Source organism: Halomonas sp. H33-56 (assembly GCF_040147035.1).
Classification (GTDB): domain Bacteria; phylum Pseudomonadota; class Gammaproteobacteria; order Pseudomonadales; family Halomonadaceae; genus Halomonas; species Halomonas litopenaei.
The window spans coordinates 54,228-81,100 of the sequence record NZ_JAMSHP010000001.1 but is presented as its reverse complement, the minus strand read 5'-3'; the positions used below and the strand labels follow the sequence as shown (position 1 = coordinate 81,100).

Genomic DNA, 26,873 nt, shown 5'->3' with positions numbered 1-26,873 from the left:
CTGACAGGCGATAGACAGAAGGGGGAACCAGCCCCCCTTCTGTCTTTTGCTACCACGACAAAGGGTCCAAACCGGACGTTCAGCCATTCAAGCGCTGCGCCAGCACGCTGACATCGTCGAGTTCCAGCACCTTCCACACGTCGGCGATCAGGTCGCTCTGAGCCTGCTCATCGAGAACGCCGTCACAACAGGAACGCACCTTCTGTTCGACTTCTTCATCACTCAGCGGGTTTTCCGGGCCGCCACGATAACGCTCGTCAGCCCAGCCGCTGACGTCTTCGCGCCCCTTCAGGCGCAGGGTGATGCGCGAGCGCATCTTGTCGAAGCCCTGGGCTTCGATCTGTTCATCGAACTCGGTGCGGATGCGCCGCTGCATGTCCTGCATGGCACTGGAAGCCACGAACTCGTCCGAGAACTCGACCTTGCCCGCCTGACGGTTGAGCGCAATCATCGCCAGTGCGGCGGGCAACGAGAACTTGGCCTGGAGGTGATTGGCGGCGATCGGGTAGCGGATAGGATTGAGAATGTTGGAGCCGGCGTGGACGATCACCTCCTCGATATCGTCAGCACTGGCGTCGGCCTCGAGCACCAGGCGTAGCATCAAGTCGATGGTCGGGTGGGTCAGCACGCCGCAGGGGTAAGGCTTGATCGACACCCCAGGCTCGACGATGGACCAGGTCTTGCCGAAGCCCTGGGTCAGCTTGTCCTCGCTGGCGCCGCCGCCCTGCACCGCCATGAAGCCCCAGGGGCCGTCCAGCGCCTCGGGGTCGGCGGTAAAGCCACGACTTGCCAGCAGTGCCGCAGTCACGCCATTTTCCGCCGCGCGGCCTACGTGCAGCGGCTTGGTCATGGTGCCGAAGTTACAGCGGATACCAGCGGCCAGGCTCGCCGCGATACCCAGGCCATGGCGCAAGGTTTCGCCACGAAGCCCCATCAGCTTGGCCGCACTGGCGAAGGCGCCAAAGGTGCCCACGGTGCCACTTGAGTGCATGCCCTGCATGTAGTGCTGGGGCAACATCCATTCAGATATCTTGCTTTCCACCTCGAAGCCGGTGAGGAAGGCTTCCATGAAGCGCTTGCCATCGACCCCGCCGAGCCGCTGGCTGACCACCAGGCTGGCGCTCAGCGGCGGAATGGTAGGGTGGGTCAACAGTCCATAGATGTGGGCCGGGTCCTTGCTGACCTGGCTATCGTCCCAGTCATGGGCGTGACCGGCGGTGCCAAGGACGCGGGCGGCCTGGGCGACCGGCGCTCGGGCATCTCCTTGTCCCAGAACCAGTGCATCGGCGCGACCGCCGGACTCCACAGCCTCCTCGGCCAGGATCTGGACCGAATGCTCCTCCGAGCCGGCGACAAACAGGCCCACTCCATCCAGTACGCAGCGGGTCCCGATGCGCAGCGCTTCCTCGGGAATCTCCTCGAAGCGAACCGATTCGATGAATTCGGCAGCCTCGGCGGTAATGCGGGTGTTGGTGGGCATCTTGGCAAAGACGTTGGTTGCGACAGACATGACGCAGTCTCCTTATCAGGATCGTCGTGAGCATGAGCTCGAGGATTCGTGAAACAAGGGCAGGCGTGACAAGCGAGCCCACAAGGGCCCTGCGAAAAGGTTTACCGACAGGGCGCGGATGGCATGAAAGCCCGCCACCAGGGCGGCGTTCTGGCCCAGGGCCTGGGCGGTCAGGGTCATCTCGGCCATACCCCCCACGGAAAAGCCGAGCACCAGGGTCTGCCGACTCTCCTCCGAGCCCGACATCCCGGCCACCAGCAGCGCCGCCACCGCCGCCATCAGACCGATCAGCAGGAGGATCGGAATGCCGCTGGCGATAGCCCTCGGCAGGGCCAGCAAGCTGGCCCGCTGGAACTTGGCTCCCAGGCCAAATCCCACCACCACCTGGGCGGCGATCAGCACCCACTGGGGCAGATGCAGCACCTGCGGCGGAGACACAGGCAGCAGCTCGGCGCCGGACAACACGCCGGCGACCACCAGCGGCGTCAGGAACCAGGCCGAGGGCATGCCCAGACGCGCGGTCCCCCAACTGGCCAGGGCACACAGCGCCAGCATTCCGATCAGCCACCACGGCCCAAGCTGGACGCCCGAGCCGAACGCCTGTGTCATCGGCTGACCGTTACCGCTTGTCAGCAGCAGTACCGACGGCAGCAGGGTGACGATCAGCCCGACGCGAATGGCGTGCAAGGCGGCGATCGCCGCCCGGTTGGCGCGGTAGCCCTCGCCGATCTCGGCCATCTCGATCACCCCGCCGGGCAGCAGACAGAAATAGGCGGTGGCCTTGTCGAGCCCTGCAAGGCGTGCGAAAAGCGGCGTGCACAGGATCGCCAGGGTCACCCCCAGGGCCGCGGAGGCCAGCATCATTGGCAACCAGCCAACCAACTGACGGGCCACCTCCGGTGTCACCCACAAGCCGACGCTTGCCCCCACCACCATCAGGCCGGCGCGCTGGATCGGTCTGGGAGCCCGGGCCGGCAGGCCCAGCCCCGCCCAGATGCCGATGGCGATGGCCGCCCCCAGCAACCAGCCCAGCGGCAGACCGAGAGCGCTCCAGCTACCGCCACCGATGACGGCAACCATCGCCGGCAGCAGGAAACTGCGCCACCAGTGCGCCATTCGGCCCTGGTCGGGTTCGGGTTTCAGGTAGATGGTCATGGCTTAACCGAGGTAGCTGCCGCCGTTGAGATGGAAGGTCTGGCCGGTGCTGTAGCGCCCCGCCGGCCCGACCAGATGACACACCAGCGCGGCCACCTCCTCGGGCTTGCCCAGTCGGCCAACCAGCGGCCCCTTGCCGCCACTCAACCTGGGCGGCGACGAGCCTGCCGCCCGTTCGGTATCGATCTGTCCCGGTACGATGCAGTTGGCGGTGACGCCGCGCTCGCCGTATTCCACCGCCAGCGCCCGGGTCAGCCCCACCACACCCATCTTCGAGGCGATCACGTTGGCCCGTTCGGCGGCACCCAGATGAGCGCTGACGCCACCGAAGGTGACAATGGCGGCCTGGTCGGAGGCCAGCAGCAGCGGCAGGCAGGCCCTGGCGGCAAGAAAAGGCCCGTCAAGGTTGACCGCCATGACCCGACGCCAGTCATCGAAGGTCAGCTCGGCGAAGGGTTGATGGGGACGAATGGCGGCGCAGCACACCAGGCTATCGAGCCGGCCGAAGCGCTCACCGACGCTTGCCACGGCGGCATCGACGGCTTCGGGGTCGGCAATATCGGCGGCCAAACCCAGTCCCTGACGTCCCAGTGCCTCGATCTCGGCAAGGGTGTCATCCATCGCCTGGCCGTGATGACTGGCAATGATCACCACATCGGCACCCTGCTCGGCGAGTCCCAGTGCCACCGCACGACCGATATTCCGGCTGCCGCCGGTAACCAGCGCTACACGTCCCGACAAGGGTTCTGTCCTGGGCCCGGTCATGTCATTCACCTCCCGGGGTCGTACTCGGGCCACTGCGTACACGACGCACTGCACCGGACAATGGCTTGTAGAAGATGCTCAGTGCGGCCAGCACGAAGAACAGCAGGGCCACCGGACGCTCGAGGAAGCGGCTTGCGTCCTGATCGAAGATGATCAGCGACTGGGCCAGAGAGTTCTCCACCAGCGAGCCCAGCACCACACCCATGATGATCGGCGCCGCGCCGAAGCCGTAGCGCTTGAGCCAGAAGCCGATGAAGCCGGCAATCAGCATGATGGTGACGTCGACCAGGCTCTGGTTGACGCCGTAGGCGCCCACCACGCACAGCGCAAACACCGCCGGCCACAGGAAGGTGCGCGGGATCAGCGAAATGCGGGAGAACAGCTTGGCGCCGGCCAGCCCGAAGACCAGAAAGACCAGGTTGGCCACCAGCATGGCGGCAAAGATCGAGTACAGCAGGTGGGGCTGGTTCTCGAACAGATAGCTGCCCGGGCGAATGCCGTGAATCTGCAGGCCACCGAGAATCACCGCCGCCGTGGCTGAGCCAGGGATGCCAAGCGCCAGGGTAGGCACCATGGAGCCACCGGTGGCGGCGTTGTTGGCCGCCTCCGGGCCTGCGATGCCTTCGATCTCGCCGGTACCGAACTTGTCGCCGTTCTTCGACCAGCGGCGCGCCTCGTTGTAGCCGATCATGGCCGCCATGGTGCTGCCCTCCGCCGGCAGGATACCGATGAAGGTGCCGATACCGGACGAGCGCAGAATGGTCTTCCACACCCGCTTGAAGTCTTCCCGGGACGGCAGTTTGATGGCGGTGAGCGAGATGCGCTCCTTGGCCCGGTCGATGATGTCGGACTGGGACAACAGCTCCGACACCGCGAACAGGCCAATCAGGATAGGAATGAAGCTGATGCCTTCGTAGAGCTCCGGCACGCCGAAGGTAAAGCGCTCGACGCCGGTGGTCAGGTCTACCCCGACGGTGGCGATCAACAGCCCCAGAGCCCCGCCGATCAGGTTCTTGACCGGCGACTTGCCGCTGATCGAGGCCAGCATCGACAGCCCGAAGATTGCCAGCGCGAAGTACTCAGGTGGGCCGAAGGAGTGGGCGATTCGGGCCAGCGCCGGGGCCGCCAGCACCATCACGATCAAGGAGATGATGCCGCCGATGACGCTGGATACCGCCGCCATGCCAAGTGCGCGACCGGCCTCGCCCCGCTGCGCCATGGGAAAACCGTCAAAGGCGGTGGCGGCGGCAGGCGGAGCGCCGGGGGCGTTGATCAGAATAGCGGTGATGGAACCACCGAAGGTACCGGCGCAGTAGAGCGCCGCCAGCATCGATATCGCCGGTACTGGCTCCAGATAGATGGTGAAGGGCAGCAGCAGGGCCACCGCCATCGATGAGCTCAATCCCGGCAGCGCTCCTACCAGCACACCGATGATGGTGCCAAGCAGGATGACACCGAGTGAGACCGGGTCGGTGAGGATGCCAAGCCCCGTTAGAATAGGATCCATGGTCGTCTCCTTGTTCAGGACAGCCAGGGGCTCAGCACGCCCTGGGGCAATCTGAGCTGCAAGGCGTGGGTAAACAGCAGGTAGATGCACGCCGGCACGCCGATGGCGTAGATCGCCACGGCCAACCGACGCCGCTCACCCCACAGCAACGGGATGGCCAGGCAGGTCAGCACGGTGGTCAGGGTCAGGCCGAGCACACCGAACAGGAATACCGATACCAGCAGCACCAGCGCAGTGGTCCACATGCGCCAGGAGATGACCGGCTTGGTTTCTTCCTCGTGGCCCCGCCCCTGGATGATCATCACCAACGCAAGCACGGCGATCACTCCCAGGATCAGCTGTGGCATGTCTGCCGCCTGCATGCCTTGGGCGAAGGACGGAGGTACGCTGTCGAAGTCGGTAGTGATCAGGTACAGCCCGCCGGCCAGTACCAGCAGGGCGCACCCGGGAAGCAGATCTCGCCAGTGACGAATCATGTGCGACTCCTTCTTGATGTTGATGCCCCGTGGGCCTGGACCGAAGCCGGGCCTGGGGAAACGACCCCATCGATGGCAGCCGAGACGCTCCCTGTCTCATGCCCTGTTTTCAGCCCTGGTTTCAGCCCTGCCCCGCGTCCAGCCTGACGATTCACTGGAGCAGCCCCAGGTCAGTCATGGTGACCTTGCCCGCCTCGTACATGCGGCGGATCTGCTGGTCCCAGGCCTCGCTACCGGCGACGCTGGCGCTATCCAGGCCAATGCCGTCGAGATACTCCTGATAGCGCTCGCTCTGCATGCCATCGAGCATGGCCTGTTCCAGCGCGTCGACGCGCTCCTGGGGGGTGTCCTTGAGCACCACGTAGCCGCGAACGGTGGAGAAGGACACGTCCATGCCGTTTTCGGCCAAGGTCGGCACCTCCGGCAGGGCCCCCATGCGCTCGTCGGCCATCACCGCCAGAGGACGGAATTCTCCATCGGCAATCTGGTCCTGGGTTTCCGAGATATTGAGACCGGCGGCGTCGATATCACCGCGAGACAGGGCGGCGGCAAACTCCGCACCACTATCGAACGGTACGTAGGAAACCCTGATGTCGGCCTCGTTGGCGAAGCTCATGGCGGCGATATGGTCGACACCGCCAATCTGGGTTCCGCCCCACTTGATCGTGCCGGACCGCCCAGCCTCGATCAGATCATCGATGGAGGCGTAATCGCTGTCGCCGCGAACCATGACGATGATCGGGTCGTCGGTCGCCCGAACTACGCCACGAATGTCATCGATACCGATCGGGGCATTGCCGCGCAGCATGGTGAACAGATGGGTCGGAGTGATGGCCATGAGGGTATAGCCGTCTGCTGGCTTGCCACTGACATAGCTCATCGCCACGGAGCCTCCGCCGCCCTTCTTGTTCTGGACGAAGACATTGCTGTCGAGTTGCTCCTGGGTCGACAGGGCCACCATTCTGGCAGTGGTATCGGTGCCGCCACCGGGCGAGGTGTGTACGGCAATCTCTATCGGATCGACAGGGAAGTCGTCCGCCGCCAAGGCGGAGGCGGAGAGCATGGCGAGGGGGCTCGTGGCGATGCCTACCGCCAGCATGCGGATCGTGAACCAATGGCGCATGGTGGTTCTCCTTTGGAGTCGTTGTTGAGAAGTCACTGCATGACCTGCTGCGTCTGGAGGTGCATTGTAAACTGTTAACAGTTTACAGCCTGTAAACTAGCAGAGCGGATCACGTCCCATTAAGTAGACGTTGGTCTACTGCTTATGCGGATTGGTGGGTAAAGGAGCATCGACTCAGCGAGCCCCGCTGGTCGAAGCGATGCCACCTGCGCCTTTGACGCACGCATCACTCGGACCGAGGCGTGAAGCTAGACACCACGAAGCGCTGTCTGCGTGTCGTACTGGCAGATGGCGTTGGTCAGACGTTCCAATCGCGACGCCACTGACTCGCTGGCGATACGCCAATCAGAAGGAACAAGAACGAAAAGGGGCCGGTCGACGTCTCAGGCGTCAAGCCTGTCGATCGTCGTCCGGGGCCGCAGCGAGTGCCTGCTCCATCCGACGCCATCCGGCCATCACGTGATCACGCAGTGCCCTGGACGCCCCATCAGCGTCACGTGCCGAGATCGCCCTGACGATCGTCACGTGCTCGGCGTTCGAAGCCTTCAGGTTGCCGCGTTGCACCAATCCGCGACGACGGAACAAGTGCAGCTGCTTGATCGTGTCGTCATAGTAACGAGCCAGAGCACTATTGCCAGTGTGGGTCATCATGGCGTCGTGGAAACGCAAGTTGAGCTGGTAGTAGTCATCGAGATCCTCGCGCTCGGCGGCCTCGCCCATTCTGTCAACCAGAGCCTCCAGTTCTTCGATCACCTCCTGGGTGGCCCGCTCGACCAGCAGCTCCCCTACCAGAGCGGTCAAGGCACGCCGCACCTCGTACAGTTCGCGGGCTTCGTCCAGACTCATTTCGCGTACGTAGGCGCCGTGATTGGCGACATTGCGGATCAGACCAGCGTACTCGAGACTGCGGCACGCCTCGCGAATCGGTCCGCGACTGATATCAAACCTGGCGGCCAACGCACTCTCGTTGATACGGTCGCCGGCGGACAGCTCGCCAGAAATGATCAACTGCTCGATGGCATCGCGGGCAATGGACGTCAGCGTACTGGAGCGTCGCTGGCCAATCCGATCCTTGGTCGAGTCCATATCGGTCTCCGTGCACTCAGTATCGTCAACTGTTAACAGTATCATGTCATCTCACACCCGCAAGCTCTGGCAGCCCCTCCTTCGAGGGGTCCACATCATGAGGTCAGGTGTGAGGCCTCTCAGCATCGCGCTGACCGCCGAAAAGTACTTGAGAGCAGGCAGCATCGCCGCCAGCCAGTTGGCGGTGGCGACATGTCGAGGCGCAAACAGGTATCGAACCGATTGCTGACGTGATGCCCACCGACAGATCCAGAGGGTATCCATCCACCCGGATGTCATTGAGGTGGGTACCGGGCAAATCTGAAGGGCGTCGACTGGGTCGGACGTCGGAGAGCATCTTGTCGACGAGCGCCGTTGTATATCGTCGAATGACGGCTGCCAGGGAAAACGGAGCGCCGAGGGGCTCGCGAGAAGACAGTGGAGCGGGGAGCTGCGCCGCTCGTCACGTCAGTGTTTAAGCAGACCTTACACCGACTTACCAAGCTAAAAAGATATTACGCATCTTACAGAGTTCGATGATGGCAAAGACGTCTCGGAAGCCCTCGGCCTGTCCAGGGCTCGGCACCCCAATCAGTCACAAGGACGGGTCAACGTCGACTTTCCTGTGTGGATGATCGAATCGCTCGACAAGGAAGCCAGCCGCCTGGGAGTGACTCGCCAATCGATCATCGAGGTGTGGCTGGCCTAGCGCCTGGAGCAGTGCGCGAACAGGCCCTAGCGATCCTGATCGAGCTCGGGAGAACCCGGCGTCTCCATGGGATCGCCGGAGCGGTCCTAGGACCAGGGGCCACTGCCCTGCTCCAGCCGATCGAGCTGGCGCTCGAGCTTGCCCATCACGCTCATCAGGTCGCGATACTCGCCGACGGAGAGGGTCGCGACCACATCGGCCTCCCATTGCAAGGCATCGGGGATCAAGTCGGCCAGTAAGGCCTGCCCCGCCTCGGTCAGTCGCAAGTGCTGTACACGCTGGTCACTGGGCGAAGGCGTTCTTCGGATCAGACCGCGCTCCTCCAGGGCCTGTACGGCCCGAGAAATACGCACCTTATCCATGCGAGTAGCTTGGGCGATCTGCTTGGCCGATAGCTCATCCAGGTGCGACAACCACGCCAGCACTCGCCACTGGGCAATGGTCAACTGGTAACGTTCGGCGTACATCTGCGAAAGCGCCTGACTCAAACGGTCCGCCAGACTGTTCAGCCGGTACGGCAGGAACTGCAAAAGATCCAGATGCGGTAACCCGCTGCTGGTCGGTGTTTCTCGCTTACGCGAGCCCATGGCCTCGTCCCCGTGGTCAGCGTCCATCGCGACAGCGCCACGCCAGCGTGGCACGCCACCATCCGTCACTGACGATAACCGGGAACGCCAGAACCGGCAACGTAGCTCGCGACCTTACCATCAGCATCGCTTTCGCACTCACGCCTGGCTCTCGCGACAGGCTACTACCTGGTCTCTGCCGTCACGCTTGCCGACGTAAAGCGCCTTGTCGGCGCGATGAATCAGCACTTCCAGATTGTCCTCATCGGGCCGGGCTTCGACAATGCCGATGGTAACGGTGACCGCCGCCCCCCTCTCACCCCCCTCAAACGGCAGCGCCAGGTCGGCGACCGCTCGATGCAGACGTTGAGCGACGGGCAAAGCGTCACTCAAGGAGGTATCAGGCAATGCGACCACGAACTCTTCGCCGCCGAAACGCGCGATCAGATCATGGGAACGCAGTGACTCGGCACACACTCGGGCGATCTCCATCAGCACTCGGTCTCCATGACTGTGGCCCCAGGTGTCATTGATAGTCTTGAAGTGATCGACATCCAGCATAAACAGGCTGAAGGGCGCCTGTGCTTCCCGGGCAGACTCAAACATGCTCTGGGCCCGCTTCATGAAGTGCCGACGATTGGCGAGACCGGTCAAGGCATCGCGCTCGGCCAGCTGTCTCAACTGACCTTCAAGGGACTGACGATGCGCCATCTCACGAAGCAATTGTCGGTTTTGGTCGCGCTCTTCGCTCAATATCGCGAACTGCTTGCGCTGCAGGCGCTCTACCCGCAGCAAGGTGCAGAACCCGACCGCATTGGCCATGATCAACAACAGCGCCATGCGCAACACATCGACGGGCGAACTGTCGGCAAAGATGGCAGAGGCGCACAGAAAACCGATACCCAGATACAGGCTCGCCATCGCCACCACGGTGAGCAGGTTGGGAATCAGCAGATAAAAGGCCATGGTAGCAACGATGACAGCCATCATCTGCGTCGAAAGGGAGTCCGGACGTAGCGGAACAATCAGGATGATGCCCGTCGCCATAACCCACAACGGCAAAGCATGCAGCCAGAGGCGCTGCGAATAGCTTCCCCATCGACCAATCGCCCAAGCCAGAAAAAGACAGCTACCGACGACGACCACGCGCATGGCCAGCAACAGGTAGAGCTCGCGGCTCTGGCCGACATAAAAGTAATCGGAAATCGAGAACATGCCGAATATCAATGCGGCAAGCATCCAGGCCAGTCGTGACTCGCAGCGCACCCTCGGCTTGATCGCGCGGCGATACCAGGCTTCTCGCTCAGTTTCACGAAACTGTCCGGTTAACCAATGCACCAGATGGGGCATCTTTGCCATCGACACTTGCTGTTCTCCCTGTGCATAGGCTCGACGTCTGAGGACCGATGCCCACTACCTTCGTCATGTCGAGATCGAAGGGACTTTTGTCCACTTCACGTTGACGGCGTCTTATTATTTTTTAAACAAACGCTTATATGACTTTAAAATAACTCAATAACACGATGATAACGTTACTTTTCGTGGCAGCACTGCCCAATTCTATGCTTTTCGCGGCAATGGCACAGCGTCTGTCGTGCTCTCTCGAAGTCCACTTCACTTGCCGGGAAGTAGCCCCCATCTCGTATTGCGAGCTTCACACCCCGCTGGCTATCACGACGCCGATCCACACTTGCCCAAAGTGGGTGGGCGCGGTCTAGGCGACCTTTCCCCTGCGCTCATACCGTCGCCTGGCCCCTTGGGGATAGTGTCTACACCGCACCCAACCGCCCAGTGAAGCTTCGCACCACGGCATTGCTATAGACGTATGTCTTAGCCCATCAATCTCATGTTTTTAAAGGATAAATCAGATGCCGGTGGGGTTGGCACCGTCTCCCCAGCGATAAGGCCTGGAATATAGTTTCAAATGAAACTATATTCCAGGCATGCCATAGCGATGATGTGACCGCCTCGACCCGAGCTTTATCACAGGACTCAGTATGCAGTGGGGCGGCGAGCATCCCGACACGCCACCTCATCATCCTGAGCGGAGGATTTCCCGATGTCCCGACGTCTCGACCAGACGCCGCTTGCGTATCAAAGCGGTTTTCGTAATCACTTCGCCAGCGAAGCGCTGCCCGGCGCCCTGCCCCAGGGGCAGAACTCGCCCCAGCGCTGCGCCTACGGGCTCTACGCCGAGCAGCTCACCGGCTCGGCCTTCACCGCGCCGCGCAGCCATAACCTGAGAAGCTGGCTCTACCGCATCCGCCCCTCGGTGGCCCAGAGCGCCTACCGCCCGCTGGAGCACGGCGGTCTCGCCACCGCGCCGCTGTCACGTCCCGCCGCGGACCCCAACCAGATGCGCTGGGACCCGGCTCCCCTGCCCGAGGCGGCCACCGACTTCATCGATGGTCTTGCCACCATCGCGGTCAATGGCGACGCCGGCACCCAGGCCGGCTGCGGTGTCCATGTCTATGCCTGCAACCAGGACATGACCGAACGCTTCTTCTACAACGCCGACGGCGAACTGTTGATCGTGCCTCAGCTGGGCACCCTGCGCCTGGGCACAGAGTTCGGCGCGCTCGAGGTGGGCAACGGCGAGATCGCGGTGATCCCGCGCGGGGTCAAGTTCCAGGTCCGCATCAGTGAGGGCGACCAGGCCCGGGGCTATGTCTGCGAAAACTACGGCAGTCCCCTGGAGCTGCCGGGGCTCGGCCCCATCGGCGCCAACGGCCTGGCCAACCCGCGCGACTTCCAGTCGCCGGTGGCCGCCTACGAGGACCTCGAGGGCGACTTCGAACTGGTGGCCAAGTTCTCCGGGGCTCTGTGGGCGACCCGGCTGGACCACTCGCCGCTGGACGTGGTCGCCTGGCACGGCAACGTGGCGCCCTACAAGTACGACCTGGCCAACTTCAACACCATCAATACGGTCAGCTTCGACCATCCGGATCCTTCGATCTTCACCGTGCTGACGTCAGCGTCGGACACCGAGGGCATGGCCAACATCGACTTCGTGATCTTTCCGCCGCGCTGGATGGTGGCCGACAACACCTTCCGCCCGCCCTACTTCCATCGCAACCTGATGAGCGAGTTCATGGGCCTGATCCACGGCGAGTACGACGCCAAGGCCGAAGGTTTCCTGCCCGGCGGCGCCAGCCTGCACAACTGCATGTCGCCCCACGGCCCCGACGCCAAGACCTTCGAGAAGGCCTCCGACGCCAGCCTCGAGCCTCAGTATCAGGGGGCGACCCTGGCCTTCATGTTCGAGAGCCGCTACGTCTTCCAGCCTACCGAAAAGGCGCTGGCCGCCGATTTCCGCCAGCGCGACTACGTGGATGTGTGGAAGGGACTCAAGTCCCACTTCGATCCGACGCGGCCCTGACCGACCTCTGCTTTGACCACAAGGAACCCTCTGATGAAACTGGCCACCCTCAAGAGCGGACGCGACGGCGAGCTGATCGTCGTCTCCCGCGACCTGACCCACGCCGTACGCGTGCCGCAGATTGCCACCACCCTGCAACAGCTCGTCGAAGACTGGGACGAGCTGGCCCCGCGCCTTGAAGAGATCTACCAGCGCCTCAACGACGGCGCCGCCGAGGAGGCCTTCGAGCTCGATCTTCAAGCGCTGCACTCGCCGCTGCCGCGTACCTATCACTGGGCCGACGGCTCGGCCTATCTCAACCATGTGCAACTGGTGCGCCAGGCGCGCAACGCCGAGATGCCGGAGACCTTCTGGACCGACCCGCTGATGTACCAGGGCGGCGGCGACAGCTTCATCGGTCCCTATGACGATATCGAGGCGGTCAGCGAAGACCACGGCATCGACTTCGAGGGCGAGATCGCGGTGATCACCGACGACGTGCCGATGGCGGTGAGCCCCGAACAGGCAACCGGCCACATCAAGCTGCTGATGCTGGTCAACGACGTCAGTCTGCGCGGCCTGATCCCCGGGGAGCTGGCCAAGGGCTTCGGCTTCTTCCAGGCCAAGCCGGCCTCGAGCTTCTCGCCCATCTGCGTCACCCCGGACGAGCTGGGCGAGGCGTGGAAGGATGGCCGCGTGCACCTGCCGCTGACGGTCCATCTGAACGGCGACAAGTTCGGCGAGCCCGAGTCCGGCCCGGACATGATCTTCAACTTCCCGCAACTGGTGGCCCACGCCGCCCGCACCCGCTACCTGGGCGCCGGCGCGGTGGTCGGCTCCGGCACCGTGTCCAATCCGGATCCGAATGGCGGTCCCGGAAAGCCGGTGGCCGACGGCGGCGTCGGCTACAGCTGCCTGGCCGAGGTACGAATGGTCGAGAAGATCCTGCACGGCGACAGCAAGACGCCCTTCCTGCGCTTTGGTGACCGGGTGCGCATCGAGATGTTCGACAAGGCCGGCCAGAGCATCTTCGGCGCCATCGACCAGCGAGTGGTGAAGTACCAACCCAAGGACTGAGCCAGCCCCCTTGAGTCCTGGGGCGGACGTCCACCACCGTCGACGCCTCGACGCCCGCCGTCCCCGGCGGGCGTCCCGCCACCGCTCGGGCCGCCACACGAGCATCTGGCCCGCCCCCGCCAATTTCTGGAACCTGCCATGCAACTCTACGGTTACTTTCGCTCTTCGGCGGCCTATCGCGTGCGCATCGTCGCCAACCTCAAGGGCATCACCCTCGACCATCACCCGGTCAATCTGGTCAAGGGCGAGCAGCGTGATGCCGACAATCTGGCGCGCAATCCCCAGGGCCTGGTGCCGACCCTGGTCACCGACCAGGGACAGGCGCTGACCCAATCCCTGGCGCTTTGCGAATACCTCGACGAGCGCTACCCCGAACCGCCGCTGCTGCCCGGCTCCGCCGAGCATCGGGCGCAGATCCGGGCACTGGCCCAGGCCGTCGCCTGCGAGATCCACCCGCTGAACAATCTGCGGGTGCTCAAGCACCTGACCGGCGAACTCGGGCTATCGGATGACGCCAGGCTCGACTGGTACCGCCACTGGGTAGCAACGGGACTGACCGCCGTCGAGGCGATGCTTGAGCACACCATGGGCGACTTCTGCGTCGGCAACGAGCCGACCCTGGCCGACGTCTGCCTGGTGCCCCAGGTGTTCAACGCCGAGCGCTTCGAGTGCGACCTCGCGCCTTTTGCGCGAGTGCGCGCGGTCTCGGAGCGAGCGCGAGCGCTGCCGGCCTTCGACAAGGCGGCACCGGGTGTTCAGCCTGACGCTGTGTGAGATCGGCTACAATAAGCCGACTAAGGAAATACTGACGGAACGATGTCTGCCTCCAAGCAGCAGCATCGACACCGCGAAGGGAGCGCTTTTCGCGCTCCCTTCGCTTTCCCTGACCCAACCGTCACTGACACAAGGAGTTGCGTGTGCTGAACCCGACCTCCCGCGCCACCGTGGCCCTGCTGGCGGCGCTGACCGCCCTGGGCCCCCTGGCCACCGACATGTACCTGCCGGCCATGCCCGCCATGCGCGAGGCGCTGGGCACCGGAGCCGATCAGATCCAGCTGACCCTGTCGCTGTATCTGATCGGCTTCGCCATGGCGCAGCTGCTGTGCGGTCCGCTGTCCGATCGCTTCGGACGCAAGCCGGTGCTGGCACTCGGGATGGGGGTCTTTCTGCTGGCGAGCCTGGTCTGCGCCTTCGCGCCGAATATCGAGACGCTGCTGGTGGCACGCTTCTTCCAGGCCCTGGGAGGCTCGGCGGGGCCGGTGCTCGGCCGCGCCGCGGTGCGCGACATCCACGGTCCCTTCGAGGCCAGTCGCATCCTCTCCTACATGGCCAGTGTCATGGCGCTGGCCCCGGCGCTGGCCCCGGTGGTCGGTGCGGGACTACTGGTGTGGTTCGGCTGGGACGCCATCTTCCTGCTGCTGGCGCTCTACGCCGCCGCCATGCTGGGGCTGATCGCAATGATGCCCGAGCCGCTGCCGCGGGACCGACGCCAGTCGATCAAGCCCTCGGCGCTGGCCATCACCTTCCGCTCGCTGCTCGGCCAGCGCGACTTCGTCGGTTATACCCTGGCCAACGCGGCCGCCTTCTCCGGTCTGTTCGCCTTTCTGTCGGGTTCGTCGTTCGTGCTGATCGACTACATGGGGGTCAGCCCCGACGTCTACGGCTACCTGTTCGCCGCCATCGTGCTCGGTTTCTTCATCGGCTCGCTGACCAGCGCCAAGCTCAGTCGTCGCCGCAGCCGTCACCAGCTGCTGGTCGCCGCCAGCCTGATCGCCGCCCTCGGCGGCTCTGCCATGGCGCTGCTCGCGCTGGCCGGGGTGCATACCCCCTGGGCGGTCATCGGCCCCCACATGGCCTACATGATCGGCTTCGGCATCATCATGCCGCAGACCATGGGCGGCGCCCTGGCACCCACCCCCCACTGCGCAGGCTCGGCCTCGGCGCTGTTCGGCTTTATCCAGATGAGCATCGCCGCCGGCGTCGGCGCCCTGGTCGGCCAGTTTCATGATGGCACCTCCCACAGCATGGCCATCGCCATCGGCCTGTCCGGTGTGCTGGCGCTGGTCTGCTACCACTTTATCGTCACCGACAAGGGCGACCTGGAAGCGCAGACGGCGTCGGCCTGACGACCAAGCGCTGCGGGACCCTCGAACCTTAACGACAGCGGCCCCGCCTGTTTTCAGACGGGGCCGCTGTCGCTTCAGCAGGGCGTATCTACTGACGCCAGGCGCGCACGAACATCCAAGTGCCGAGGCCCCAGGCGCCGTTGACCAGAAAGCCGATGGGGAAGATCGCCGGGTCGATGCCGCGCCCCTTGAGCGGGAACACCACCAGCATGGCCACCAGGGTCAGGGCGATGCCGCCGAACAACCCTGCCTTCCACCAGCCCCCCTGATCGATCCGCCTGAGCGCGAACACCAGCATCATCACAAGCCCCCAGACGCCGCCCCAGAAGCTTGCCGAGCACCAGGCCGGCACGCCCAGGGGGGCAGCGGGTGAGGTGGAATAGGGGGCAAAGGGGATCACCCCGTAGGCGTGCAACAGCCCCACTACCGGCTGGTGGAAGCACAGCACGGCGAGAAAGCCGGCAACGAAGGCCAGGACCAGATGACGGGTCATGCAAGACTCCAGAAAGTACAGTGACTGGGTGGTAAAGGCGCGAGCTTCGGTGACGCCTCGATCACCAAGGGCGATGCCTCAGTCACGAGGATAGAGACCGCCCTCGCCCATCAGTACCGCCTGCCCCGCGATCTCGACGGTGACCTTGTCCTTGTCGTCGCGGGTGGCGCGGGCATGGATCTGGCTTGGGCGGTGCATTGCCTCGCCCTGGTGGATGCGCCAGTTGTTGCCCTGGCTCTTCGACTGCTGTCCCAGAAAGCCCGCCAGCGCCGCCGCCGCGCTGCCGGTGGCGGGGTCCTCGACAAAGCTGCCGGCGTGGCGCGAGAACATGCGTGCGTGAATCTCGCCGGATTCCTTGGCCTCGCGCACATAGAAGTAGACCTGCTCCACGGCGCTGGGTGACACATGCCGCTGCCAGGCTTCACCATCGAGCGCCAGCCGCGCCAGCGCCTGGACGTTGACCAGTTCGACCAGGTGAAACGGCAATCCGCAGGAGGCCTGGACCGGGTCCGCGGCGACGTCATCGAGCTCGAGCCCGGCCAGCTCCGCTGCGCTGGACTGGCCCAGCGTGCTGGTGCCGACCTCCGGCGCGCGCGCCATCTTGAAGCGTGCCAGGTCGCCCTCGTAGGTCACCTTGAGCGGCCCGCCAGCCAGATCCAGGATGACCGGGCTATCGGCGCTGACCTCGCCAGCATGCACCAGCCCCTGGGCGGCGATCAGATGGGCCACGCCAATGCTCGGATGGCCGGCAAACGGTAGCTCGCGGTGAGGAGTGAAGATACGTACCGGAAAATGCCGGCTCGCCTGGGCCCGCCCGACGAAGGCCGTCTCGGCCAGGTTCAGCTCGTTGGCGATAGCCTGCATGCGCTCCCCCGCGATACCGTCGGCGTCGAGAAACACCGCCAGTGGATTCCCGGCGAACGGTTGGTCGGTGAACACATCGAGCAGGTAGTAGCGGGTCAGGGACGGCAGCATAGGCGGCTCCACTTGAACTTGGTAGACCAGGGCCAGGCTACATGCGCCCGACACCGGTGGCGCCTTCCAGCATAGAGGCCCCGGCGTCCACCTTGCCAGCGCGCGAACGAGCAAACCCCTCTACGGCAAAGTCAACGCTAGAGCGTTGGCAAGCATCCGTCACCGCCTTTACGGCCTCCCTAATCTGATGAGGGGCACGGCAAGCGCTCTTCGAGGCTGAACTCAGTGTGCACCAGCGGTACACTAGCGCCCGTTCCCACTGCCGAGGCCGCCGTGATGTCCCACCTGCTCTCCATCGACTCCCTGTCCCGCGACGATATCGATCACCTGATGCGAGTGGCGGCCGCCATGGAACCCGTCGCCCAACGACGCAAGGTCACCCGGGTGCTGGAAGGCGCGGTGCTCGGCAACCTGTTCTTCGAGGCCAGCACCCGTACCCGCGTCAGCTTCCACACCGCCTTCTCGCGGCTCGGCGGCAGCGTCTGCGACACCACCGGCTTCACCTTCTCGTCGATGGCCAAGGGCGAATCGCTCTACGACACCAGCCGCGTGATGGCCGGCTACTGCGACGCCATCGTCATGCGCCACCCGGACCAGGGCTCGGTGGCCGAGTTCGCCAGCGCCACCCATGTGCCGGTGATCAACGCCGGTGACGGCCCCGGCGAGCACCCGAGCCAGGCGCTGCTGGACTTCTACACCATCGACAAGGAATTCAGCCGCCAGGGCAAGACCCTCAAGGGTGCCCACGTGCTGATGACCGGCGATCTGAAGTACGGCCGTACGGTGCACTCGTTGATCAAGCTGCTGGCGCTCTACGCGCCCATGCGCGTGACCCTGGTGGCCCCGCCGGGACTCGAGATGCCCAACCACCTGATCGAGCGGGTCAGCCGCCAGGGCCTGGACGTGGAGGTACGCGAGAGCCTGGCCGGTGACTTCTCCGATGTCGACGTGGTCTACACCACCCGCATCCAGAAGGAGCGCTTCACCGCCGAGATGAGCGAAGGCTTCAACCTGTCGCGGGACTTCACCGTCCACCGCGCCTTCATGGACAGCCGCTGCAACCCGTCCACCATCATCATGCACCCGCTGCCCCGGGACAGCCGTCCGGAGGCCAATGATCTGGACGTCGACCTCAACGGCGACCCGCGCCTGGCGATCTTCCGCCAGACCGACAACGGCATTCCGGTGCGCATGGCGATCTTCGCCACCCTGCTCAAGGTCGAGCACCTGATCGAACGCGACCTGCGCGACGTGCCCTGGTTTGTGCCGGGCAGCGTCGGTGTCGACGACGCCAAGTTCTAGCTGCAGCGGTGCCGGGCGGGAGCCTGGCACCGGCGCCACAGGTTCAGGGGCGCTCCTGCCAGAAGCGCGAGAACAGCTCGGCCTGGGTGTTGATCCCGAGCTTGGCGTACAGGTGCTTCTTGTGGACCCTGACGGTCTCCACCGAGATGGACAGGCGTCGGGCGATCTCCTTGGTCGACCCGCCGCCCAGCATCAACTGGCTCACCTCGCGCTCGCGATCGGTCAGCCCGAAGCGGGTCGCCGTCTCTTCGACGCCACCTCGGTGCGGATGCCAGGGATGGGGGCCGGGCGTCTCGCCGCAGCGCTCGAAGTGCATGCGCAGTCGCATCAGCTCACCGAGCCAGGGCTCGACCAGATGCAGCAGGCCGATTTCGCTGTGCAGGAAGGTTCGGGTGGAACCCAGCGACAGGCACAGGGTACGACCAGCGCCCAGTGACCGATTGATCTGCACCTCGTCACTGACGATATTGCGCCGGAAGTAGCGCTGGTAGTACTCGGTCGCGGTGAACCGTGCCGGGGCCACGTCATCCAGCGTTACCAGGCCATCGAGACCATTGTCGCGGGCGGCGACGTAGAAGGGATCCAGCAGATACAGGCCGCGCTGGTAGTCCTCGAACAGGCTTTCATCGGCGCCGTCGTCCTCGTCGCTTTCGGCCAGGATCGTCGGCGGCTGGTCGGCGTGGAAGACCAGCGCCACCCAGGTGTTGTAGACGATGTGGCGCGCCAGGGTGCGGCTGACGGCCTCCCAGAAGTCTTCACTTTCCAGGCGTGCCAGCAGGCGCGCGAAGTCGCGATGCCAGCCCATCGCCTCGAGCATTCCCGTGGTTCCTTCCTCACTGTTCTGCGACATCTGACGGCGCCTCACCCTATGGGGGTAACCCTGCCATGGAATAGGCAGCCTCGGTGAATAGAGGATACTGACATTCTATAAAACGCCAACCGACAACAACGGCTGTGGAGTCTTCCATGCAGATAGCCCTGGCACAACTTCCCGGCATCGAGGGAAACATCGAGGCCAACCTGGACGCCGCCCTGAGCACCCTGGAACGACACGGCGACCAGGTGTCGCTGGTGGTCTTTCCCGAAACGCATCTCAGCGGCTTTGCCGAACAAGACCACGTCGACGATCGTGCCCTGGCGCTCGATGGCCCGGAGGTGGCTCGTCTGATCCAGGCCAGCCGTGACCACGACTGCGCCCTGGCCATCGGCCTGCTCGAGCGGGCCGCCGATGGTGTCTACAACACCACGCTACTGATCACCCCGGAAGATGGCATCGCCCTCACCTATCGCAAGACCCACCTGTGGCCCGATGAGCGGGAGCTGGTCGGCCTGGGCCAGCGCATCGGTGTCACCCGCTGGCGCGGGCTGACCCTGGGGCTGATGATCTGCTACGACATCGAATTCCCCGAGACCGCACGGGCCCTGGGCGCGCTGGGCACCGACCTGATGCTGGTGACCAACGGCAACATGGACCCCTATGGGCCGGTACACGCCCGCGCCGCCCAGGCCCGCGCCCAGGACAACCAGTGCTTTGTCGCCATGGCCAACCGCTGCGGTGAGGGCGCCGGCCTGACCTTCGCCGGCCACAGCGCGGCGTATTCGCCGCTTGGCGAGACCCTGTTCGAGGCCGATCGCGACGCGGGGGTACACCTGGTATCGCTCGACCTCGAGCTATTGAATCGTGCCCGGCGGGACTATGACTACCTGGCCGATCGACGCGTCTCGCTGGACCTTCAGCGCGACGACGACTCACGAGGCCCCGGTTTCCGCCTCATCTGACCCGGCTTTCCTGACCATGATTGCCTGACCAAGTTTGCCTGGCCATGGTTGCCTGACCCGACTGTCCATCACCAACAACCATAACGCGAGCCCCAAGATGTCTCACTCCAAGCCCCAACTCGGCCTGTGGCAGGTCGTTCTATTCGGCCTTGCCTACATGACACCGATCATCGTCCTCGGCACCTTCGGCGTGCTGGCGGTGGTCTCCGAAGGCGCGGTATCCGGCGCCTACGCGGCGGCACTGATCGCCATGCTGTTCACCGCCCACAGCTATGGCCGCATGGCCAGCGCCTACCCGGTGGCCGGCTCCGCCTACGCCTATGTGCGCCACGCCATCAACGATCGACTGGGTTTCATGGCCGGCTGGGCCATCCTGCTGGACTACCTGTTTTTGCCCATGGTGATCTGGCTGATCGGTGCCGCCTATCTGCACTCGGCCTTTCCGTCCGTGCCAGTGCCGGTGTGGCTGATCGCCTTTATCGCGGTCACCACCTTCATCAACATCATCGGCCTCAAACTAGCAAGCCTGGTCAACAGCGTGCTGATGCTGGTTCAGGTGCTGGTGATCGCCGCCTTCGTCGCCCTGGCGGTGCACTACGTGCTAGGCGACCCCAGCCAGCCGCTGTGGAGCCTGACGCCCTTCCTCGGCAGCGCCGACAGCCCCCAGATGCCACTGCTGATGGCGGGCGCCGCCGTCGCCTGTTACTCCTTTCTCGGCTTTGACGCGGTGACCACCCTGACCGAGGAGACCCGCGACGCCAAGCGGACCCTGCCCCGCGCCATCCTGCTGATCACCCTGCTGGGCGGCCTGATCTTCATCCTGGTGTCCTACTTCGTGCAACTCGCCGCGCCGGGCTACGAGTTCGCCAATGCCGACGCCGCCGCCTACGAGATCGCCCGCAATATCGGCGGAGACGTCTTCGTCTCGATCTTTCTGATCGGCCTGGTCGTCGGCCAGTTTGCCTCCGGCATCGCGGCCCAGGCCAGCGGCTCGCGACTGCTTTACGCCATGGGCCGCGACGGCGTCCTGTCGACCCGCCTGCTTGGGCGCCTGGGACGCTTCGGCACGCCTACCGGTGGCCTGATACTCAGCGGCGTGGTGGCGCTGCTGGCGTTGACCATGGACGTGCTCTCGGCGGCCTCCTTCATCAACTTCGGGGCCTTCCTGGCCTTCGCCCTGGTCAACCTGTCGGTGATCGCCCACTACTACATCAAGCAGGGCCGACGCGGCCTGGCCGACAGCCTGTACTTCCTCGTCGCGCCGACCATCGGTCTGCTGGCGATCCTGTGGCTGATGGCCAGCCTGGACCGCTCCGCGCTGATGCTGGGCGGGATCTGGCTGGCCTGCGGCCTGGCGTGGCTGGCCTGGCTGACCCGCGGCTTCCGCCAGGCGACACCGGAGCTAAGCCTGGAGGGTTGAACCTGCCTGGGTCGATTGCCCCGAAAAAAGCCCGAGGCCAAGGCCTCGGGCTTTTTGGATGCTTCACAAGTTCGGTGCAACAGTGGCGACCTCAGCGGCTCGGCAACCCTTCCTCCCGGGCAAAGAAGCCCTCCAGGATCAGCACCGCGGCGATGCCGTCGACACTTTCCTTGCGGTAATTTCCCCCGTGTCCCTGCTCCCGGGCAATGGCCTTGGCCTCCCGGGTGGTGCCGCGCTCGTCGAACATCTCGCACTCGACCCCGTAGCGGCCAAACAGCCGCTTGCCGAACTTGCGCGCGCGGGTGCTCATCTCGCTCTCGCTGCCGTCCATGTTGAGCGGCAGGCCGACCACAAAACGGTCGGGCTGCCACTCCTCGACCAGCGCGCTCACCCGTTGCCAATCGGGAATGCCATCCCGGGCCGGCAGCGGCTCGAGCTCCCTGGCGCTGCGCAACAGCTCGTTGCCCACCGATACGCCGATGCGCCGGGTGCCGAAGTCGAAGGCCAGGATCAGGCGCTCGCCCGGCTCACGCTTGCGACTGGCCATCAGCCGTGCCCGGCCTCGCGGGTCATCAGGTTCAAGTCGATGCCGAGGATCCCGGCGCTGGCCGACAGGCGCTGCTCCGGCGGCGTCTCGAACAGCACGTTGGCGCGGCCTTCCACGGTCAGCCAGGCGTTGTCCATCAGCTCGTTCTCGAGCTGACCGGACTCCCAGCCGGCGCAGCCCAGACACACCAGAAAGCGCTCGGGGCCCTCGCCCTTGGCCAGCGCCTGGAGCATGTCCATGGAGGTGGTCAGGGCGATATCGTCGGTCACCTGGATGCTCGAATCCCAGGGTTCGGCGGAGCCCGAGTGCAGGATAAAGCCACGATCCTTGTGCACCGGGCCACCGTAGTACACCGGGGCCTGGGCGTTGGCCGCTTCTTCCACGCTGATCTCGAGCTGCTCGAACAGGGCGTCGAGGGTCAGGTCGGTGGGCTTGTTGACGATCACGCCCATGGTGCCGTTCTCGTCGTGGTCGCACAGGTAGCTGAGCGTCCCGGCGAAGTTCGGGTCTTCCAGATGGGGCATGGCCATCAGGAAATGGTTCTTCAAGCTTTGCATGTGACTCCCAGGCGGTCTTGCGCGCCGTCCAGATGCGTGGCCAGGCCTCAGGGCGAGTCGTCGCCCCGACGGCCCGGCAGGATGCCCCCAGTGTACCATCCGGGGGCATGGCGCTCAGTGACTGTGGGGAAAACTCGACGTGATCGACGGTCTAGCCGCGCGCCGCCAGGCGACGCTCGATGGCGTCCATCAGCAGGCCGGCGATGTCTGTGCCGCGCTGGTCATCGATCTCGCGCACGCAGGTCGGGCTGGTGACATTGATCTCGGTGATGTAGTCACCGATCACGTCAAGCCCGACGAACATCAGGCCCTTCTCCTTGATCACCGGCTTGACCTGCTCGACCAGCCAGTAGTCGCGATCGGTCAGCTCGCGGCTGACGCCGCGACCGCCGGCGGCCAGGTTGCCGCGGGTCTCGCCGGCGGACGGGATCCGCGCCAGACCAAAGGGCACCGGCTCGCCATCCACCAGCAGGATACGGGTGTCGCCGTCCTTGATCTCCGGCAGAAAGCGCTGTGCCATGATCTGGCGCCGGCCGCGTTCGGTCAGGGTCTCGATCACCGCCCCCAGGTTCCGCCCCTCGGGGCCGATGTGGAAGATGCCGCTGCCGCCCATGCCGTCCAGCGGCTTCAAGATGACGTCGCCGTGCTCGGCCTGGAAGGCGCGAATCTCGCTGTCGCGACAGGACACCAGGGTCGGTGTGCAGCACTGCGGGAACTGCTGGGCGAACAGCTTTTCGTTGCACTCGAACAGCGGCCGGGTCGGGTTGACCACCAGCACGCCCTCACGCTCGGCGAAGGCCAGCAGATGCACGGCGTTGAGGAAGTGGCCATCCACCGGCGGGTCCTTGCGCATCAGGATGACGTCGAGCTCCGCCAGCGGCCGCGACTCGACCTCGCCCAGGTCGAACCAGTGCTGCGGGTCTCGGTGGACCTTCAGCGGGCGCTGGTGGGCATAGGCGCGGCCTTCCTTGAGGAACAGGTCTTCCTGTTCCATGTAGGAAAGCGACCAGCCGCGATCCTGAGCGGACCACAGCATGGCGAGACTGGTGTCTTTCTTGTAGGTCAGCTGGTCGATGGGGTCCATCACCACGCCGACACGAAGGGGGCGATTGGTCATTCGGGGGTCGTCCGCTAGCGGTAGATGCCGTCAAGTATGCCCGACACCCCAGGCACCACCAAGGTCAGTCGCTGTCGACACTCCTCTTAAACCTGCAAGGCGCCTTTCCGCCGTCCAGCGCACTACCTCAAGCGCTGTCATCGGTCGTGGTGGTGCCAGCGTCCCTGGGCGCCAGGCGCACCCCGCTGTCCTCGATGACGATCAGGCGTCGCTTGTAGAGCCGACCGATGGCCTGCTTGTAGGCATTCTTGCTGACCCCCAGGCGCGCCTTGATCTCGGCGGCCTGACTCTTGTCCGACAGCGGCAGGTAGCCGCCAGCGTCGCGCAGAGCCTTGAGCACCTGCTCGCCGACCACGTCCAGGCGGGCCGAACCCGGCGGCAGCAGCGACAGGTCCAGCCGGCCATCCTCGCGCACCCGCTTGACGTAGCCTGTCAGGCGCTGGCCGCGGCGCAGCGGGCGGCTGATCTCATCGTGATAGATCAGCCCCCAGCAGCGGTGATCGACCACCGCCTTGACCCCCAGGTCGGTGGTGTCGGCGATGACCAGGGCGACCTCATCGCCGGCGCGATGGTCATCGCTGTGATCGGTGATGTAGCGCTCGAGACGCTGGGAGGCCACCGGCCGCCCGCTGCGGTCCTCGCTGACCTTGACCAGCACACGCCGGCCCACGGCCGGCGTCAGGCGCTGTTCGCTGAGTGGCAGCAGCAGGTCACGCTCGTGGCCCCAGTCGAGAAAGGCACCGAAGTCGGTGACCTGCACCACCCGCAGATCCGCCACCTCGCCCATGGCGACCTTGGGTGAGCCGTGGCCCTGACGAGATCGTCCCGACGAGGTCGACCGCGAGGACTTGCCGGCAGCACTTCGAGAACGGCTGTTCGCAGGGTCGTTCGAGGCGCTGTTCGAAGAGCGATGCGAAGACGGCTTGTCATTACTGGAGCGCGGCGGTGTACCACGACGGCGGGAATCTGACATGGGGAGGGGTTCCACAAGAATGTGCAGCCCCATTATGGCGACTGCCGCGGGCATATGATACCGCCCGCGGCACTTGCCTTGCTGACGCCTGCAAGCTCATACCCGCAAGCTCGCACCTACAAGGTCAGGTCCACAGACGGCCTGTACCCTGCCTTTGAGACGAACGCCTGTGCAACGACGCTCAGGTCGGCCAGCTCGGCCCTCGCTTGCTCAACCGCCGGGTGTTGGAGGATGTCTTGCGCCCCAAGGGTTTGATCGCCGCCGTCAGCACCTGGTCGGGGCTGCGGCCACTGATCGCCGCCCGCTGGGCGGCCATCGCGGCCTGGGTAAAGGCCGTCATCTTCTCGGTGACCATGCGCAGGTCCTCGCCAGGAGCCACCGACCAGAACCCTTTCATCCCCATCAGTCGCATGCCGATCACCATCTGGGCCTCGACCAGCATCTGGGTCATCTTCATCCCCATCATCCAGTAGCCAAGGGGCGTACCCCATTGAGCCATCGGGGAGGCTGCACGACGTCTCGCCATCATCCTTCTCCTTCATCAGCGGGCAGGAATACCCATTTCAGAGTAGTTGGGTAGACGCTATCCCTTACAAGCTACTCGATCCGGGCGCCCAGCGCTCACCTCAATGACGGTGATTTTCTTCATCGACAGCGACTGATGGGAAAGGCTCAGCTCTCGCGCTTGCCATCCACCAGGCGGCTGACGTTCAGCGGGTTGCCGTCCTTGAGCGCTTGCGGCAGCAGGGCGTCCGGCAGGTTCTGATAGCACACCGGGCGCAGGAAGCGGTAGATGGCGGCGCTGCCGACCGAGGTGGTGCGCGAGTCAGAGGTGGCCGGATAGGGGCCACCGTGGACCATGGCGTGGCACACCTCGACCCCGGTGGGCCAGCCGTTGGCCATTACCCGACCGGCACGCCGCTCGAGGATCGGCAAAAGGCCACGGGCCGCGTCGATGTCGCCGTCGTCCATCTGCAGGGTCGCGGTCAGCTGGCCCTCGAGGCCCTCGGCCAGTGCCTTGACCTCGTCCAGGTCGGCACACTCGACCACCAGCGAGGTCGAACCGAATACCTCGGCCTGCAGCGCCTCATCATTGAGGAAGTCGCTGGCCTTGGCCACGAACAGGCCGGCCTGGCACTGGTTGGGGCCGTCGCCCTGGGGGCCGCGCGCCACTTCACGGGCCTTGTCGCTGCCGCCCAGGGTGCTGACGCCCTGGGTGTAGGCGTCGTGGATGCCCGGCGTCAGCATGGTCTGGGCGCCGGCGCCTTTGACCGCTTCGGCGGCGGCTTCGACGAAGCCGTCGAGCGCCTCGCCCTTGACCGCGATCACCAGCCCCGGGTTGGTGCAGAACTGACCGGCACCCATGGTCAGCGAGCCGACAAAGGCCTCGCCCAGCGCCTTGCCACGGGCCTTGAGCGCCTCGGGCAGCAGGAACACCGGATTGATCGAGCTCATCTCGGCGTACACCGGGATCGGCTCGGGACGCGCCTGGGCGGTCTTCATCAGGGCGGTGCCACCGCTGCGCGAGCCGGTGAAGCCCACCGCCTTGATCCGCGCGTCGCTGACCAGCCCCTGGCCGACCTCGCGACCGGAACCGAACAGCAGCGAGAACACGCCTTCCGGCAGTTCACAGCGGGCCACCGCCTTCTGCAGCGCGCGGCCGACCAGCTCCGAGGTGCCGGGGTGGGCCGAGTGGGCCTTGACCACCACCGGGCAGCCGGCAGCCAGGGCCGAGGCGGTGTCGCCGCCGGCCACCGAGAACGCCAGTGGGAAGTTGGAGGCGCCGAATACCGCCACCGGACCCAGCGCGATGTGGCGCTGGCGCAGGTCGACCCGCGGCATCGGTTCACGGTCCGGCAGGGCTGGATCGTGCCGCACGTCGAGCCATTCGCCGGCGCGCACCACCGAGGCGAACAGACGTAGCTGGCCGCAGGTACGGCCGCGCTCGCCCTCAAGACGTGCCTGGGGCAGGCCGGACTCCTGCATGGCCCGCTCGATCAGGGCATCACCGAGCGCCTCGATCTCGTCGGCGATGGTCTCGAGAAAGGTCGCTCGGGCCTCGAGGCCGGTCTCGCGGTAGCTATCGAAGGCCGCCCAGGCCAGTTCGCAGGCGCGCTCGACCTCGGCCTTGGAACCCGCCTTGTAGCCAGGCTCGAGGGTCTCGCCTGTAGCCGGATTGACGGCATGGATGGGCTCGCCCTTGGCCTCGATGGCCTGGCTGCCGATCAGCTGCTTTCCTTCCAGTGAATACATAAAAAACTCCTTGAAAACTT

Annotated in this window: 26 protein-coding genes; 8 read left to right on the top strand and 18 right to left on the bottom strand. The window is 64.9% G+C overall.

All coding sequences use genetic code 11. The annotated features are described in order from the left end of the window. Nucleotides 1–79: 79 nt before the first annotated feature. The 7 genes from NFH98_RS00350 to NFH98_RS00320 all read right to left on the bottom strand — a co-directional run bounded on the left by NFH98_RS00350 (nt 80) and on the right by NFH98_RS00320 (nt 7,622). A complete protein-coding gene (locus NFH98_RS00350; RefSeq protein WP_348827384.1) occupies nt 80–1,510 on the bottom strand; it encodes an MmgE/PrpD family protein in 1,431 nt (476 codons plus the stop codon). A 15-nt stretch (nt 1,511–1,525) separates the two neighbouring features. Beyond that, nucleotides 1,526–2,665, bottom strand: coding sequence for an AbrB family transcriptional regulator (locus NFH98_RS00345; RefSeq protein WP_348827383.1), 1,140 nt, complete (start codon nt 2,663–2,665; stop codon nt 1,526–1,528). Nucleotides 2,666–2,668: 3 nt separating this feature from the next. Next, the gene (locus NFH98_RS00340) at nt 2,669–3,406 is read right to left on the bottom strand and encodes an SDR family NAD(P)-dependent oxidoreductase (RefSeq protein ID WP_348827382.1); all 738 of its coding nucleotides are present in this window, start codon (nt 3,404–3,406) and stop codon (nt 2,669–2,671) included. 25 nt (nt 3,407–3,431) lie between these two features. Further along, a complete protein-coding gene (locus tag NFH98_RS00335; protein WP_108449461.1) occupies nt 3,432–4,937 on the bottom strand; it encodes a tripartite tricarboxylate transporter permease in 1,506 nt (501 codons plus the stop codon). Nucleotides 4,938–4,951: 14 nt separating this feature from the next. Continuing rightward, on the bottom strand, nt 4,952–5,413 hold the full coding sequence (locus NFH98_RS00330) for a tripartite tricarboxylate transporter TctB family protein (protein ID WP_108449460.1): 462 nt from the start codon (nt 5,411–5,413) through the stop codon (nt 4,952–4,954). Nucleotides 5,414–5,564: 151 nt separating this feature from the next. Continuing rightward, the gene (locus NFH98_RS00325; protein WP_108449459.1) at nt 5,565–6,536 is read right to left on the bottom strand and encodes a Bug family tripartite tricarboxylate transporter substrate binding protein; all 972 of its coding nucleotides are present in this window, start codon (nt 6,534–6,536) and stop codon (nt 5,565–5,567) included. 390 nt (nt 6,537–6,926) lie between these two features. Further along, entirely contained in the window at nt 6,927–7,622 is a 696-nt protein-coding gene (locus NFH98_RS00320) for a GntR family transcriptional regulator (RefSeq protein WP_348827381.1), read from the bottom strand. A 493-nt stretch (nt 7,623–8,115) separates the two neighbouring features. Between NFH98_RS00320 and brnA the strand changes: the two genes are divergently transcribed. Next, nucleotides 8,116–8,310 carry a type II toxin-antitoxin system BrnA family antitoxin gene (gene brnA / locus NFH98_RS20975; protein ID WP_502878756.1) on the top strand — a complete coding sequence of 65 codons (195 nt, stop codon included), beginning with the start codon at nt 8,116–8,118 and terminating at the stop codon, nt 8,308–8,310. Between the two features lie 86 nt (nt 8,311–8,396). On the opposite strand, the gene NFH98_RS00315 is transcribed toward brnA, so the two are convergent. Together NFH98_RS00315 and NFH98_RS00310 are read right to left on the bottom strand one after the other, a co-directional pair. Beyond that, a complete protein-coding gene (locus NFH98_RS00315) occupies nt 8,397–8,897 on the bottom strand; it encodes a MarR family winged helix-turn-helix transcriptional regulator (protein WP_348827380.1) in 501 nt (166 codons plus the stop codon). A 138-nt stretch (nt 8,898–9,035) separates the two neighbouring features. Beyond that, nucleotides 9,036–10,235 (bottom strand): GGDEF domain-containing protein, encoded by a 1,200-nt coding sequence (locus tag NFH98_RS00310; RefSeq protein ID WP_222516231.1) that lies wholly within the window; start codon nt 10,233–10,235, stop codon nt 9,036–9,038. Between the two features lie 700 nt (nt 10,236–10,935). On the opposite strand from NFH98_RS00310, the gene hmgA reads away from it, so the two are divergent. The 4 genes from hmgA (at nt 10,936) to NFH98_RS00290 (ending at nt 15,437) form a co-directional block, all read left to right on the top strand. Further along, nucleotides 10,936–12,255 carry a homogentisate 1,2-dioxygenase gene (gene hmgA, locus NFH98_RS00305; protein WP_349622095.1) on the top strand — a complete coding sequence of 440 codons (1,320 nt, stop codon included), beginning with the start codon at nt 10,936–10,938 and terminating at the stop codon, nt 12,253–12,255. Nucleotides 12,256–12,288: 33 nt separating this feature from the next. Then, entirely contained in the window at nt 12,289–13,311 is a 1,023-nt protein-coding gene (locus NFH98_RS00300) for a fumarylacetoacetate hydrolase family protein (protein ID WP_349622094.1), read from the top strand. Nucleotides 13,312–13,449: 138 nt separating this feature from the next. Continuing rightward, on the top strand, nt 13,450–14,085 hold the full coding sequence (gene maiA / locus NFH98_RS00295; RefSeq protein WP_348827378.1) for a maleylacetoacetate isomerase: 636 nt from the start codon (nt 13,450–13,452) through the stop codon (nt 14,083–14,085). 143 nt (nt 14,086–14,228) lie between these two features. After that, nucleotides 14,229–15,437 carry a multidrug effflux MFS transporter gene (locus NFH98_RS00290; protein ID WP_348827377.1) on the top strand — a complete coding sequence of 403 codons (1,209 nt, stop codon included), beginning with the start codon at nt 14,229–14,231 and terminating at the stop codon, nt 15,435–15,437. Nucleotides 15,438–15,525: 88 nt separating this feature from the next. Here NFH98_RS00290 and NFH98_RS00285 read toward each other — a convergent pair whose 3' ends face one another. Next, nucleotides 15,526–15,930 (bottom strand): hypothetical protein, encoded by a 405-nt coding sequence (locus NFH98_RS00285; protein WP_348827376.1) that lies wholly within the window; start codon nt 15,928–15,930, stop codon nt 15,526–15,528. A 78-nt stretch (nt 15,931–16,008) separates the two neighbouring features. Next, the gene (locus NFH98_RS00280) at nt 16,009–16,905 is read right to left on the bottom strand and encodes a PhzF family phenazine biosynthesis protein (RefSeq protein WP_205254706.1); all 897 of its coding nucleotides are present in this window, start codon (nt 16,903–16,905) and stop codon (nt 16,009–16,011) included. 273 nt (nt 16,906–17,178) lie between these two features. Between NFH98_RS00280 and pyrB the strand changes: the two genes are divergently transcribed. Further along, a complete protein-coding gene (gene pyrB, locus NFH98_RS00275) occupies nt 17,179–18,207 on the top strand; it encodes an aspartate carbamoyltransferase (RefSeq protein WP_124804516.1) in 1,029 nt (342 codons plus the stop codon). 43 nt (nt 18,208–18,250) lie between these two features. Here pyrB and NFH98_RS00270 read toward each other — a convergent pair whose 3' ends face one another. Then, a complete protein-coding gene (locus tag NFH98_RS00270; RefSeq protein ID WP_052704441.1) occupies nt 18,251–19,057 on the bottom strand; it encodes a helix-turn-helix transcriptional regulator in 807 nt (268 codons plus the stop codon). A gap of 116 nt (nt 19,058–19,173) precedes the next feature. Between NFH98_RS00270 and NFH98_RS00265 the strand changes: the two genes are divergently transcribed. Both NFH98_RS00265 and NFH98_RS00260 read left to right on the top strand, forming a co-directional pair. Then, entirely contained in the window at nt 19,174–19,986 is an 813-nt protein-coding gene (locus NFH98_RS00265) for a carbon-nitrogen hydrolase family protein (RefSeq protein WP_045993850.1), read from the top strand. A gap of 97 nt (nt 19,987–20,083) precedes the next feature. Further along, nucleotides 20,084–21,406 carry an APC family permease gene (locus tag NFH98_RS00260; RefSeq protein WP_348827375.1) on the top strand — a complete coding sequence of 441 codons (1,323 nt, stop codon included), beginning with the start codon at nt 20,084–20,086 and terminating at the stop codon, nt 21,404–21,406. 91 nt (nt 21,407–21,497) lie between these two features. Here NFH98_RS00260 and ruvX read toward each other — a convergent pair whose 3' ends face one another. From ruvX to NFH98_RS00230, 6 genes are all read right to left on the bottom strand, one after another. Then, a complete protein-coding gene (gene ruvX / locus NFH98_RS00255) occupies nt 21,498–21,953 on the bottom strand; it encodes a Holliday junction resolvase RuvX (protein ID WP_045993848.1) in 456 nt (151 codons plus the stop codon). After that, complete coding sequence (locus tag NFH98_RS00250; RefSeq protein ID WP_045993847.1) at nt 21,953–22,510, bottom strand: YqgE/AlgH family protein; 558 nt, start codon at nt 22,508–22,510, stop codon at nt 21,953–21,955. Before NFH98_RS00250 ends, ruvX begins: the two co-directional genes overlap by 1 nt. A gap of 151 nt (nt 22,511–22,661) precedes the next feature. Further along, nucleotides 22,662–23,627: a glutathione synthase gene (gene gshB / locus NFH98_RS00245; RefSeq protein ID WP_213227472.1), complete on the bottom strand. Its 966-nt coding sequence runs from the start codon at nt 23,625–23,627 to the stop codon at nt 22,662–22,664. 127 nt (nt 23,628–23,754) lie between these two features. Then, on the bottom strand, nt 23,755–24,414 hold the full coding sequence (locus NFH98_RS00240; protein WP_348828107.1) for a CvfB family protein: 660 nt from the start codon (nt 24,412–24,414) through the stop codon (nt 23,755–23,757). 367 nt (nt 24,415–24,781) lie between these two features. Beyond that, nucleotides 24,782–25,126 (bottom strand): hypothetical protein, encoded by a 345-nt coding sequence (locus tag NFH98_RS00235; protein ID WP_083970522.1) that lies wholly within the window; start codon nt 25,124–25,126, stop codon nt 24,782–24,784. A 146-nt stretch (nt 25,127–25,272) separates the two neighbouring features. Then, the gene (locus tag NFH98_RS00230; RefSeq protein ID WP_222568022.1) at nt 25,273–26,853 is read right to left on the bottom strand and encodes an aldehyde dehydrogenase (NADP(+)); all 1,581 of its coding nucleotides are present in this window, start codon (nt 26,851–26,853) and stop codon (nt 25,273–25,275) included. Nucleotides 26,854–26,873 lie beyond the last annotated feature (20 nt).